At 36.2% G+C, this 12859-nt stretch carries 12 protein-coding genes; 6 read left to right on the forward strand and 6 right to left on the reverse strand.

Annotated features, from left to right (window positions below):
• Complete coding sequence (locus tag AC3RVF_RS03450; protein ID WP_489691107.1) at positions 1-858, reverse strand: CvfB family protein; 858 nt, start codon at positions 856-858, stop codon at positions 1-3.
• An 84-nt stretch (positions 859-942) separates the two neighbouring features.
• Here AC3RVF_RS03450 and AC3RVF_RS03455 point away from each other — a divergent pair, with 84 nt between their 5' ends.
• Entirely contained in the window at positions 943-1368 is a 426-nt protein-coding gene (locus AC3RVF_RS03455) for a hypothetical protein (protein ID WP_489692769.1), read from the forward strand.
• Here AC3RVF_RS03455 and menD read toward each other — a convergent pair.
• Genes menD through AC3RVF_RS03470 form a run of 3 tightly spaced genes read right to left on the reverse strand, consistent with a single transcriptional unit; the run spans position 1342 to position 4530 of the window.
• Positions 1342-3006, reverse strand: a complete 1665-nt coding sequence (gene menD / locus AC3RVF_RS03460; RefSeq protein ID WP_489692770.1) for a 2-succinyl-5-enolpyruvyl-6-hydroxy-3-cyclohexene-1-carboxylic-acid synthase — start codon at positions 3004-3006, stop codon at positions 1342-1344. The genes AC3RVF_RS03455 and menD overlap by 27 nt on opposite strands.
• Before the next feature lie 31 nt (positions 3007-3037).
• The gene (locus tag AC3RVF_RS03465) at positions 3038-4105 is read right to left on the reverse strand and encodes an isochorismate synthase (RefSeq protein ID WP_489691104.1); all 1068 of its coding nucleotides are present in this window, start codon (positions 4103-4105) and stop codon (positions 3038-3040) included.
• Positions 4105-4530 carry a PaaI family thioesterase gene (locus AC3RVF_RS03470; RefSeq protein ID WP_489691103.1) on the reverse strand — a complete coding sequence of 142 codons (426 nt, stop codon included), beginning with the start codon at positions 4528-4530 and terminating at the stop codon, positions 4105-4107. The genes AC3RVF_RS03465 and AC3RVF_RS03470 overlap by 1 nt, the downstream gene beginning before the upstream one ends.
• 45 nt (positions 4531-4575) lie before the next feature.
• Here AC3RVF_RS03470 and AC3RVF_RS03475 point away from each other — a divergent pair, with 45 nt between their 5' ends.
• The gene (locus tag AC3RVF_RS03475) at positions 4576-5223 is read left to right on the forward strand and encodes an alpha/beta hydrolase (RefSeq protein WP_489691102.1); all 648 of its coding nucleotides are present in this window, start codon (positions 4576-4578) and stop codon (positions 5221-5223) included.
• Between the two features lie 87 nt (positions 5224-5310).
• Positions 5311-6024 carry a leucine-rich repeat domain-containing protein gene (locus tag AC3RVF_RS03480; protein WP_489691101.1) on the forward strand — a complete coding sequence of 238 codons (714 nt, stop codon included), beginning with the start codon at positions 5311-5313 and terminating at the stop codon, positions 6022-6024.
• 131 nt (positions 6025-6155) lie between these two features.
• Here AC3RVF_RS03480 and AC3RVF_RS03485 read toward each other — a convergent pair whose 3' ends face one another.
• Positions 6156-7010 (reverse strand): bile acid:sodium symporter family protein, encoded by an 855-nt coding sequence (locus AC3RVF_RS03485; RefSeq protein WP_489691100.1) that lies wholly within the window; start codon positions 7008-7010, stop codon positions 6156-6158.
• A gap of 188 nt (positions 7011-7198) precedes the next feature.
• Here AC3RVF_RS03485 and AC3RVF_RS03490 point away from each other — a divergent pair, with 188 nt between their 5' ends.
• The gene (locus AC3RVF_RS03490; RefSeq protein WP_489691099.1) at positions 7199-7855 is read left to right on the forward strand and encodes an EndoU domain-containing protein; all 657 of its coding nucleotides are present in this window, start codon (positions 7199-7201) and stop codon (positions 7853-7855) included.
• 84 nt (positions 7856-7939) lie between these two features.
• Here AC3RVF_RS03490 and dnaK read toward each other — a convergent pair whose 3' ends face one another.
• Positions 7940-9850: a molecular chaperone DnaK gene (gene dnaK, locus AC3RVF_RS03495; protein ID WP_489691098.1), complete on the reverse strand. Its 1911-nt coding sequence runs from the start codon at positions 9848-9850 to the stop codon at positions 7940-7942.
• Positions 9851-10008: 158 nt separating this feature from the next.
• Here dnaK and AC3RVF_RS03500 point away from each other — a divergent pair, with 158 nt between their 5' ends.
• Positions 10009-11472, forward strand: coding sequence for an alkaline phosphatase family protein (locus AC3RVF_RS03500; protein ID WP_489691097.1), 1464 nt, complete (start codon positions 10009-10011; stop codon positions 11470-11472).
• A 109-nt stretch (positions 11473-11581) separates the two neighbouring features.
• The gene (locus AC3RVF_RS03505) at positions 11582-12847 is read left to right on the forward strand and encodes an MFS transporter (RefSeq protein ID WP_489691096.1); all 1266 of its coding nucleotides are present in this window, start codon (positions 11582-11584) and stop codon (positions 12845-12847) included.
• Positions 12848-12859 lie beyond the last annotated feature (12 nt).

Consider the following 12859-nt stretch of genomic DNA (forward strand, 5'->3'; position numbering starts at 1 on the left):
TTAACTTTCTGTAGTATCTTTTGACTTTTCCTTTAATTCTATTCCGTCTTCTTTTATCGTAATCTGCTTGTCTTTGTAGAGTGTTCCGATTGCTTTTTTGAAACTCTTTTTGCTCATCCCCATCATGTTTTTAATAGTATCTGGGTCAGATTTATCGTGAAGCGGTAAAAAGCCACCAGCGGCCTCCAATTCTTCGCGAATAAAGTTTGCATTTGGCTCTATACTTTTATAACCAACTTTTTGAAGTACAAGATCTATTTTATTGTCGGGACGAATATTTTTAACAAAGGCCTTCATGCGGTCTCCGGTGCGGATGTCTTCAAAAATATCTTCAATATAAATTAGACCTTTATGAACACCATTCACAATTACGTTTGCTCCTTTTTCGGTGAGGTGAGTAACTAAAATATTTACTTCCTCATAAGCTTCAACGGTTAAAGTTTCGTTTTGAAGAAAATGGTTTGTTTTACTTGAGCCAACCAAACGATTGGTTTTATCATCTATATATAGGTGAACAATGTACCAGTTCCCTTTTTTCATTGGGCGTGCTTGTTCTTTAAATGGAACAAACAATTGCTTTTCCAATCCCCAATCCATAAAAGCACCGTATTCGGTAACGTCGCTGCAATGCAGATACCCAAAACTGTTTAACAACAGAAAAGGCTCGAGCGTTGTAGCTATTGGCCTTTCTTCGTTATCGAGATATATAAAGACTGAAATATTGTCGCCAATTTCATATTCTTCTGGCTTGTATCTATGTGGTAAAAGCACCACATTTTCTTCTTCATCGCCCAAATATAATCCTGGTTCGGTTTCCCTAAGGATTTCTAAAGTATTGTATTCACCCAGTTTTATCATAATTGCAAAGGTACTCTATTATTGTAAAAAAAAATATTAATACGTATACACAAATAAAACAAATGATGTAAATTCACTTTTATAATGGAACAAAAAACACCACATAATCTTCCTTCAGAATTCCAGTTAACAAAAACACTGGAAACAGATATTGGCGAGGTATATTTTTATGATAATATAGCTGTGTTTCAGGCTAATGAAGGGATTGTAATGTCTCGTAAATCTGCAAATTCGGTTATAATAAAATGTCTTCGGCATTTAGAGGGTGAAAAGTGGGTTATAATTTCTAATCGAATTAACTCATATTCGGTTAAACCCATGGATTACAAAGCACTAAATAAAATACCTACCCTTAGATCTATAGGTGTTGTTTATTATTCCGAAATAGTTCGTTCGAATGCTGTACTAGAATCTAAATTCTGCAAAATTCCCTTTTATTCCTTTCACGATCTAACTGATAGTCTTAGATGGGCGAAAGCATATTTAAGAAATGAAGCTGAAATAATCTAGAAGTACTTTATCATTTACCGATGAAGGTGTGAAAATTTCTAACAAAGCTGGGCCTTCATTTTTACTGAAAAAAGCATTCAACTTTACTGGCAAATCTTCTTTATTATCAATAGTTTCATAATTGAAATTGTACATTTCTGAAAGCTGTTTAGCGCTTAAATTATGCTTTGTTTCAAAAAAAGTGTCGAAAATTTCAGTGTCTTTTTCACCGGGAAGAATTCTAAAAATACCGCCTCCTTTATTATTAATGACAATTATTTTGAAATTTTGCGGAATGTAATTATTCCAAAGGGCGTTGCTATCATAGAAAAAGCTGAGATCGCCAGTTATAAAAACAGTGGGCAGTTTTGAAACCAATGCAGCCCCAACAGCTGTACTCGTACTGCCATCGATGCCACTAGTACCGCGATTGCAAAATACTTGGGCAGTGGCGGGAATATTAAAAAGTTGCGCGTAACGAATGGTGGCACTATTGCTTAACTGCAATTGAATATGTTGTGGAAGCTTGTGGAATATTTCGCAAAAAACCATAAAATCTGAATACGGTATTTCATGTTCGAAGGCGCCGTGACGTTGCAATCTGTGTTGTTTTACTGTCAACCAATTGCTTTGATACTCGCTTTGCAATTCAATTGTTTTCGGAAGAAATTCAACAAAGAAATTATTTATAGTTGTTTTAAAATGATGTTCAAGTACAAAATAAGTGTCGTACGCTTTTTTCGCATCAACGTGCCAATGTGCTTTCGGCGGAAAACTGCGCAGAAAAGCTTTTATTCTTTTTGAAATTACCATCCCACCAAAAGTGAGTAAAACGTCTGGTTGAAGCTTTTTGAAATCTTCTTCCGTCAACGGACTTATTAGCTGATCTATAGCAGAAATAAAATTCTCATCATGAAGATTAGAGGTGGTTTCTGTTAAAACCAAAACACTTTCGTCTCTCGCAAGTTGGTCAATAAAGCGTTGTTCCACGCTGTTTGGTGCTAAAACACCAACCAAAATTACTTTCTTTTTGCTGCTATTCCACTGTTCAATAAAGGGCGTTAAATCTTCTTCCAAAGCGCAATTGGCTATTCGTGGTTCTACATTTTGCGGCCAGATTAATTGCTCTTCAATAGTGTTATATAAAGGTTCAGAAAAAGGAATATTGATATGTACTGGTCCGTTTAATTCAATTGCAGTGTTTAGCGCAATGTTTATTTCGGTTTCATTTTTTATCTGAAAATCTTCACCTTCAATACAATTGGCACTGTAAAGAATATGGTTTTCAAAAACATTTTGCTGACGGATAGTTTGTCCATCGCCAATATCAATTCTATCTGCAGGTCTGTCTGCGGCGATAACCACCAAAGGAATATCGCTGTAAAAAGCTTCTGCCACCGCGGGATAATAATTTAGCAAGGCAGAACCAGAAGTACAAACAACAGCCACAGGTTTTTTTAATTGTTGCGCCATTCCCAATGCAAAAAATGCGGCGCAGCGTTCATCAACGACACTAAAGCATTTAAATTTTGGATTATTGCCGAAACCGGTAGTTAAGGGTGCATTGCGCGATCCTGGAGATATTACTATATGGTCAACTCCTTTATCCAAACATAATTGAACAAGGGTTTGTGAGAGAATTTTATTTGAGAATTTCATGCCGTGTAAAGGTACAAAGACGCCGAAAATATTATAGCATTGGCGCCAATACTTGTAGCATAGTTTGCATTTTATTTTCCGTTTCCTGCCACTCTTCCAATGGTTGCGAGGCAATAGTTATGCCGCCACCCACATAGATGCGTGCCGTATTGTTTTCAATCTGCATACAACGCAAGTTTACCATTAATGATGCTACTGCACCGTTTTGTTCAATTGGACCCAGAAAACCGGTGTAAAACGCACGATCGTAGCCTTCGTTTTCTAATATAAATTCTTTTGCAACTTTTTGAGGACAACCACAAATTGCCGGGGTTGGATGCAGCACAGTAGCGATTTTGGTCAGCGTAGTTTTGCCGTTATTTAAAACACCCGATATATCAGTTCTCAAGTGAAGCAAAGATCCGGCTCTATGCGTGTGTGGATTTGAAACCTTTAATATTGAAGTTACCCGTTGCAAACTAGTAGTTATGGCATCTGTTACCAATTGTTGCTCATTCAGTTCCTTTGGGCCCCAAACTACATGGGCTTGGTTTGTAAAGGGCTGCGTACCCGCCAAAGCCATTGTTTTAAACGAATGATTATCCACCTGAAGCAGTGTTTCGGGAGTAGCGCCACACCACATTCCAGTTTGTGGATGATACCAAATATATCTAAAAGCCGTTGGGTAGGCAGAAAACAAATGATTTAGCAACGCGCCAAATGAAAAATTACTTAAGTCGAATTCTTTGGAACGCGAAAGAACAATTTTCTTTGCCTTTCTCTTTTTTATTGTATCAATAATTTTATTTACTAATTCCAGATATTCATCTTGTTCCGAATCATTTTTAGCTACAGAAACGGGATCTAATTCAGCTTCAGTTTTAATTAATACACTCTCAATTTTTTCCGAATCTTTCTCCGGAATAAAACATGCAGAAGCTTTATAATTAAAAGGTGCTAATACAAATCCGTTTGTTGTTAAGTCTTCAATTAGAAAAAGCTCATCAGTTTTTTGCAGCAATGCAGTAACTTTATTTTGTTCCGGCAGTGCGTAAAGCACAAAGGGTAATTCTTTTTCTAAATGTTCTGAAATTTTTTGGGTAAAGAGCTGAAGATCCATTATTTTTTTTGGGGTAAAGTGAGAGTGGTTAGTTTAACGAGAGACACCAAAGCACCGTCTTCATTGGTTATTTTTATTTGCCAGAGTTGTGTGGTTCTTCCTTTGTGGAGAATGCTGGCGTGTGCGTAAACATAACCATCGCGAATACTTTTAACGTGATTGGCGGCAATTTCAATACCGCGGATAATTATGTCTTTCGAATTAAGAAAAACAAAAGCTCCTGCACTGCCCACACTTTCCGCCAGAGCTACAGATGCGCCACCGTGCAACACGCCATCAGGTTGATGAACTCTTGGGGTTACGGGCATTCTAGCTACAAGGAAATCATCACCTACTTCGGTGAATTCTATATTGAGCGTTTCCATTAGGGTATTTGGACACATTTTGTTGCAAGCGGCCAAAATTTCTTGGTTGGTGTACTTCATTGTATTGGTTTACATTTGTAAAAATACAAAATTGAAACTAACAAAATGAGTATCCAAAAAGAGGTTTCCTACACAAGTGCTAATAGTTACCACACAATCAATGAATTAACCAATAAAACCAAAAATGTTTGGATGGTTTTTCACGGAATGGGTTATTTAAGCAAATATTTCATCAATTATTTTTCTGAATTGGATTCTGAAGAAAACTACATTATTGCGCCACAAGCACCTTCAAAATATTATCAGGACAAAGGCTTTAAACACGTTGGCGCCTCTTGGCTTACCCGTGAAAATACGATTACCGAGACTGAAAATATACTAAATTATGTAGATGCCGTGTTTGAAAAAGAACTCTCGGGCTTAATTCCAAATCTTATTGTTTTAGGATATTCCCAAGGCGTCTCAATTGCTACGCGATGGGTGGCGCGACGAAAACTTCAGTGCAATATATTGGTGCTTCACTCTGGCGGTATTCCAAATGAATTGCAACCCAAAGATTTTGAATTTTTGAAAGAAAATGCGCAGGTAATTTACCTCTACGGTAATAAAGATCAATATATTACCGAAGCTCGAAAAACCGAAGAGCATTTAAAAGGTAGTATGCTATTTCAGAACCGGTTAACAATTGAGGTATTTGAAGGCATTCACGAAGTAAACAAACCATTCCTACTAAAGATTTCTAAAGAAATTTAACTCATTTGTGTCGTTCATCGAATAAATTTGTGTTTAAACTTTGTTTTTCGTTCTTTTACACCGCTCTCAAACATAAAAACACCTACTATGAAAACGAAAACACTAACCTGCCTCTGCCTCTTTGTTGCATCTTTAGCGATGGCACAAGTGAGCAAGCAAGAAAAACAAGTTCTTTTAGATCTTTATTCTTCAACTAACGGACAAAAGTGGAACACTAAATGGGACGTTAATACAGCTGTAGATACATGGCACGGAGTTACTGTAGAAAATAATACAGTAACTAGTATTGACCTTCACTTTAATAATTTGAGCGGTACGCTTCCTGCTTCTTTAGGGCAACTTAAAAATTTAAAAACACTGGAATTGTCTTTCAATCCTATTGAAGGCAGTCTTCCAACTGAATTAGGAAATCTTAGCAATTTAGAAGTTTTGGCAATGAATGCAACTTCGCTTAGCGGAAATATTCCAGAATCTATAGGAAATCTATCTCAGTTAAAGCAATTGCATTTAAGTAGTAACCAACTAAGTGGTACTGTGCCAGAGAGTGTAAGTAACCTTAAGCATATTGAAATTTTTAATGTGTTTGATAACGATTTATCGGGCGAATTACCTAAAGGTTTGGCAAATTGCCCACACCTAAAAGAACTAGTAGTTGCTGAAAACGAATTTACAAATCCGAATGATTTTTCTGTAATCATTCTTTCAAATACTGGATCAAAATTAAATTTAATGAACTCACCATTACAGACAGGATCTACTGAAGCTATTATAGCTGTGGAGCGGGATGAAAATGCAGATTAACTCAATACCTCAAAATTCCCTCACTTCCAAGCGGCCTTAATTGGCCGCTTTTTTTTGCTTAATATTGAATTAAATCATAAATATTATAACTTTCTGTAAAGACAAAATACTGAAGCTGCAATGGAAAAAACTTATTTAACCTTCCTATTAAAAGAATAAATCAGCACCCCGCCAGTTACAAACATTAATAAACTATACACTGCTGGTACAATTGCAAAGGAAGCATTATGAAGCAAGACCACTGCAATTGTAATTGCTAGGGTACCGTTTTGAATTCCCGATTCTATAGATATTGAGCGTGCGGCCTCTTTGCTCAACCCGAACAATTTTGCCGAAAAATAACCCAATACCATGGTAACAACATTCAACACCAATGCAGCAATGCCTGCCTGCTCAAAATAAGAAACAAAGTTAGCTCGCTCTTTTATGACCAAGCCAACAATAATCAGCGCCAATACAGCGCCTGAAGCAATACGCACCGGCTTTGCCATTCTATCAGCAAAATCTGGTCGGTACCTACGCACTAACATTCCAATAATAATAGGTATAACTACTATTACAAAAATTTGGACAATCGTTGAAAGTACATTCAGTTCCACCACTTGACCAACGCCCAAAAAATATTCTAAGGCAAAGTTTACAATAAATGGAATTGTTAAAATGGTTATCAAGCTACTAAAGGCGGTAAGCGTGACCGAAAGCGCCAAATCTGCTTTTGCCAAATGCGAAATTAAATTAGAAGTTGGCCCACCTGGACAAGCTGCCAAAATCATAACCCCAATTGCTATTTCGGGCTGCATTGGAAAAACCCACGTAATCCCCAAACCAATGAGCGGCAGAAGAATCAATTGATTGGTCAAACCAATAAAAATAGCTTTTGGATAGCGGAATATTCTTTTAAAATCTGTGCCTTGCAAGGTGAGCCCCATGCCCAACATAATAACGATTAATGATCCCGCAAGGATTATAGTAGAGAGATTATCCATATTTTATTATTTGGAAGAAAGATAATAAAATTGCATTAGGATTTTAAATGGGAGCTTTTTGAGTACTTATTTTTCATAACAATTTTTACCTATATTTATATTTCCTCCCCGCTCTGACGCCTTGAAGATTCCTCGAAGATTTCTTTGGAGATTTATTGATAGAAAATTTTAAAAACAAATAAAGAAAATTGAATCATAATTATTACATACATAAAAATACACATATCAACAACAAGCAAGGTTTAAAAGATGGTGTTAGAATAGAAAAAATTCCATCTATGTATTTAATAAAATACAAGGAAGCAGAAGGACCATTCGAAGATTTAGAAACCCTTAAAAAAAATTCTAAAATCTATCGCAATTTATTATTAACTAATCCCAGAAGAGCTCAACAAATTTGTTTTGAAAGTAATATAAGCTTAATCAAGGATTTTGTATTTACAAATGAAGATTTTTCTACCGATAAGAACTTTATCGAAATAATTGAGCATTGCACTAAAGGAAAAATTAAGAATGGAAAAATCACAGGCATTCATTATTATAATCCTGAAAAAATGAAAATTTTAAATATTACAAAAGAGAATCTCTTAAATGGAATATGGGAAGCTGAAATTGAATTTTATAATTTAAAAACTAAGAAATGGATAAGAAAAGACAAACCCACTACATTTTTTCCAATACATTGGAGTATACATGATTTATTTCACGAATGTTTTTATGCAGTCAATAACAAACAAAAAAAAGAAGATAGTAATAATATATTTGTATCGAAAACTAAAACTGGAATTGATGTTGAAATAATTTGTAGTAATTCCGTATTGAAATCTATTTACCCAATTTTATAATTTTGAAAAAAAAATAAAAACACTGAATTAAAAAAACCGCAACCAATTAAGGTTGCGGTTTTGAATTTAGCTATTTAAAGAAACTTACTTCACCTCTTCAAAATCTACATCTTCAACATCGCTGTTTTCAGCGTTGTCTGTTCCCTTCTCTGCTCCTGCTTCAGCATCACCGGTTGGTGCGCCTTGGCCATCTGCTTGGGCTTTGTACATTTCTTCAGAAGCTACTTTCCAAGCTTCGTTTATTTTATCTAAAGCTGGCTGAATAGTAGCTACGTCTTTAGCTTCGTATGCTTTTTTCAATTCTTCCAAAGCATCTTCGATTGGTTTCTTTTTATCGTCAGATAATTTTTCACCAAATTCTTTCAGTTGCTTTTCAGTCTGGAAGATCATTCCATCAGCTTCGTTTAATTTATCTACTTTTTCTTTAGCAGCTTTATCGCTTTCAGCATTTGCTTCTGCATCTGCTTTCATCTTTTTGATTTCATCTTCTGTTAATCCTGAAGAAGCTTCAATACGGATGTCTTGCGTTTTGTTAGTAGCCTTATCTGTAGCGCTTACTTTAATGATACCGTTGGCATCAATATCGAACGTTACTTCAATCTGTGGCGTACCACGTTGTGCTGGTGGAATACCGTCTAGGTGAAAACGACCAATTGTCTTGTTGTCGTTTGCCATTGGGCGTTCCCCTTGCAATACGTGAATCTCAACACTTGGCTGATTATCTGCTGCAGTAGAGAATACTTGACTTTTCTTAGTAGGAATAGTTGTGTTGGCCTCAATTAATTTGGTCATTACACTACCCATTGTTTCAATACCAAGAGAAAGTGGCGTTACATCTAAAAGAAGTACATCTTTTACATCTCCAGTTAATACCCCACCTTGAATTGCAGCACCTACGGCAACTACTTCATCTGGGTTTACCCCTTTGTGTGGTTTTTTTCCGAAGAATTTCTCAACAGCTTCTTGAACTGCAGGAATACGAGTAGAACCACCTACAAGAATTACTTCGTCTATATCACTTTTGCTTAATCCAGCAGCTTTCATTGCTGTTTCGCAAGGCTTCATTGTTCTTTTTACAAGATCTTCAATCAATTGCTCAAACTTAGCACGTGTTAACGTTTTAACCAAGTGTTTTGGTCCGCTAGCCGTAGCTGTAACGTAAGGCAAGTTAATTTCAGTTTGTGCAGCAGAAGAAAGCTCAATTTTTGCTTTTTCAGCAGCTTCTTTCAAACGTTGCAATGCCATTGGGTCTTTACGAAGATCGAAATCTTCTTCAGCTTTAAAGTCGTCTGCCAACCAGTTTATAATCTTCTGATCCACATCATCACCACCTAAGTGAGTATCACCATCTGTAGCAAGTACTTCAAAAACGCCATCACCTAATTCAAGGATACTAACATCGTGTGTACCACCACCAAAATCGAATACTACAACTTTTTGGTCGGTTCCTTTTTTGTCAAGACCGTATGCAAGCGCTGCTGCAGTTGGTTCGTTAATGATTCGTTCTACTTTAAGACCAGCAATTTCACCAGCTTCTTTAGTTGCGTGACGCTGACTGTCGTTAAAGTATGCAGGAACAGTAATAACCGCACGGGTTACTGGCTGACCTAAATAATCTTCCGCAGTTTTCTTCATTTTCTGAAGAATCATTGCACTTAATTCCTGAGGAGTGTACATACGTCCGTCAATGTCTACACGGGCGGTATCGTTATCACCTTTTACAACTTTAAAAGCTGCGCGTTCTGCTTCGTTTTTAGACTCAGAATATTTGTTCCCCATAAATCTCTTAATAGAGCTAATGGTTTTTGTAGGGTTAGTAACAGCCTGACGTTTTGCAGGATCTCCTACTTTAATTTCGCCGCCTTCCACAAATGCAATTACGGAAGGAGTTGTTCTTTTTCCTTCGGCATTAGGAATAACCGTTGGCTCGCTACCTTCCATCACGGCAACACAAGAGTTGGTTGTACCTAAGTCGATTCCAATTATTTTACTCATAATAATTTTGTTTGATGTTTATAATTTATTGTTGTATTCTTAATTTCTCTTTCTACAAGTCAATGATTGTGCCAGCGGAAAGATTATGACATGATGGCAGAATGTAATTTGAAAGATTTTATTAGTAGTTTTACCCCTGTCTCAATAAACACTTTTTTTTGAAAAAATTCCTGAATAGAACGAATCCCGTAGTTGTTGGAATAGCAAGCGGTCTCTATCCCTTTCTTTATAATTATTTTTCTAATTTCACTATGGTCGATTCCCGTGGTCAGCTATTCTTCTTTATAGCTTTCTTTCTATTGATTCCTGTGTTAATCAATATTTTATTGAAAGTTTTTTCAGGAAAAATAACATTCGTTGCCAAAAACTATACGCTGTTATTAACCATTTCAAACTTAGTAGGATTTGCCTGCTTAGTAACTTACAGCATTATAGGACCGAAGAAGAAAATAATTCTCTTGGTTATGATTCTTACCATCGGACTTGCCTTTTTATTAAAGAAGCATTTAAAAAAAGCAGTTTTAATAGAATTGTTACTAGCCTTAATTGTGGCAGTTCAATTGGCTTTTTATGTTGGCAATAATTTAAATTTTTCTACAGCGTGGAAACAACTTCCCGATAAAATTTCAGAAGCTACTTTCAACAAAAAACCAAACGTTTATATTATCCAACCCGACGGATACGCCAACGCTAGTACGCTGAAAAAGCCACCGTATACTTTTGATAATAGTGCTTTTGAAAGTTTTTTAACTGAAAACAATTTTAAAATTTATCCCAATTTCCGAAGTAATTATTCTAATACAGTTACTTCAAATAGTTCTATGTTTGCTATGAAACATCACTACTACAAAAAACCAAAACCCAGCTCGAAGGAAGCACACGGATTGCGAAAAAGCATTGCTGGAAAAAACGCTGCGGTAGCTCTCTTCAATAAAAACGGGTATAAAACATCGTTACTAATTGAGTCGCCCTATCTTATTGTTAACAGGCCAGAATTGGAATATGATTATTGTTCTATTTCGTATAAAGAGCTTTCCTTTTTATCGCGTGGGTTTGATATGAACGTGAATGTTTTAGATGAAATGGAAAAGGCGCTGGAAGAAAACAAAAATCAGGCTAATTTTTATTTTGTGGAAAAGATATTGCCAGGCCACATCTCAGTGTCAAAACTCCAATCAAAAGGCAAGGATGAAGAAAGAGAGAGTTATTTAGACAATGTTGAAAAATCTAACCTTTGGCTGCGCGAAATAACTTCTTTAATAACCAAAAAAGATCCTTCGGCATTAATAGTTATTGTTGCAGATCACGGAGGTTATGTAGGTTTCAATTATACGGGAGAACTTCACCGAAAAATTGAAGATACAACGCTTATAAATTCAATTTTTGCCGCTAAGCTCGCTATAAGATGGCCCAACAACGAAATTCCTGAGTTTGACACTAAATTGAAATCGAACGTTAACCTCTTCCGGGTTTTATTTTCTTACCTCACAGATAATGAGGCATATCTTAACCACTTAGAAAATGATGAAAGTTTTATAATAGTTGAGGAAGACACGCCTTTTGGAGTGTATAAAGTAATTGATAAAGACGGAAACTTTGTTTTTAATAAGCTTCCTTTTTAACTACTATTTACAGCACAATACAATTAAAGGAGTATACAGTTTTCTGTGGTAGTAACAGTTTTTAAAAATCATTACTTTTACCATACGCAGAATTTCAAAAAACACTTAATTGAATAATAAAGAGGCTTCCCGTCAGCATATATCATATATTGTTTTGCTCATTCTTGCTGGCGAAGCAGTTTTTATTTTACCCTTTGTATTGGCTCGTGTTTTTCGCGCCACGGTACTCGAAGTTTTTCAAATAGACAATACTGAATTAGGACTATGCTTTTCGGTTTATGGAATTGTAGCTCTTTTCTCCTATTTATTGGGCGGTCCTTTGGCAGACAGATTCCCTCCGCGTAAATTGATGGGTACGGCTTTAATACTAACCGCTTTGGGCGGATTAATATACGCAGACTCTCCTACTTTTCAAACATTAATCATTCTCTATGGTTTCTGGGGATTTACAACTATTTTCCTGTTTTGGTCGGCAATGATAAAAGCCACACGTGTATGGGGCGGGAGTAAAAATCAAGGAAAAGCATTCGGTTTTTTAGATGGCGGTCGCGGATTGGTAGGAGCGCTCTTTGGGTTATTGGGAGTGTTCGTGTTTTCGTTGTTCGTTTCAGACGCTCAAACAACATTAAACGAGCAAGCAGAAGCTTTTCATTATGTTATTTATGTATCCTCGGCGCTTGTTGCTTTAATAGGGATTATCGTATTCTTTTTTCTGAAAACAAACAAAACGGCAGAAGTTACCACCCTAGATAAAATAACTTTTAAGAATATAAAGTCAGTTCTAAAATTACCTGCAATCTGGCTGTTGATGATTATTATTATCTGTGCATACGTAGGTTATAAAATAACCGATATAATTTCACTTTACGCCAACGATGTAATGCTTTACAGTGAAGTGGATGCTGCCAAAACAGGAACATTTTTATTATTTATTCGGCCCATTGTGGGGGTTATTGTGGGATTTCTTGCAGATCGTTCCCGCGCATCTATTTACTTATGTATTGGTTTTTTACTTTCTATTTGTGGAGCAATGCTTTTTGCTTCAGGAATTTTAGATGAAGGCGCAGATATTTTGTTTTTTCTTTCAATAATCATCACCGCTATTGGTGTCTACTCGGCGCGTGTTCTTTATTTTGCAGTTATGGAAGAAGGCAATATTCCGTTGGTATTAACCGGAACAGCAGTTGGAATAATCTCTTTCATTGGCTACACTCCCGAAATTTTTGCTGGTCCCGTTATCGGGTATTTTTTAGACGCATCCCCCGGAAAGGAAGGACATCAATCAGTATTTTGGATGCTGGCAATTTTTTCTGTCGTAGGATTCGTAGCTTCTTTCATCTTTTATCGAATTTCAAAAAAAGTAGCCCCGGTTTAACTTTCTATTTTT

The sequence above is a fragment of the Aequorivita sp. IT1183 genome (assembly GCF_058068265.1).

Bases quoted from the DNA above. Each gene is read 5' to 3' on its own strand.
- AC3RVF_RS03450 (WP_489691107.1), bottom strand. From the start codon at position 858: ATGATAAAACTGGGTGAATACAATACTTTAGAAATCCTTAGGGAAACC.
- AC3RVF_RS03455 (WP_489692769.1), top strand. From the start codon at position 943: ATGGAACAAAAAACACCACATAATCTTCCTTCAGAATTCCAGTTAACA.
- menD (WP_489692770.1), bottom strand. From the start codon at position 3,006: ATGAAATTCTCAAATAAAATTCTCTCACAAACCCTTGTTCAATTATGT.
- AC3RVF_RS03465 (WP_489691104.1), bottom strand. From the start codon at position 4,105: ATGGATCTTCAGCTCTTTACCCAAAAAATTTCAGAACATTTAGAAAAA.
- AC3RVF_RS03470 (WP_489691103.1), bottom strand. From the start codon at position 4,530: ATGAAGTACACCAACCAAGAAATTTTGGCCGCTTGCAACAAAATGTGT.
- AC3RVF_RS03475 (WP_489691102.1), top strand. From the start codon at position 4,576: ATGAGTATCCAAAAAGAGGTTTCCTACACAAGTGCTAATAGTTACCAC.
- AC3RVF_RS03480 (WP_489691101.1), top strand. From the start codon at position 5,311: ATGAAAACGAAAACACTAACCTGCCTCTGCCTCTTTGTTGCATCTTTA.
- AC3RVF_RS03485 (WP_489691100.1), bottom strand. From the start codon at position 7,010: ATGGATAATCTCTCTACTATAATCCTTGCGGGATCATTAATCGTTATT.
- dnaK (WP_489691098.1), bottom strand. From the start codon at position 9,850: ATGAGTAAAATAATTGGAATCGACTTAGGTACAACCAACTCTTGTGTT.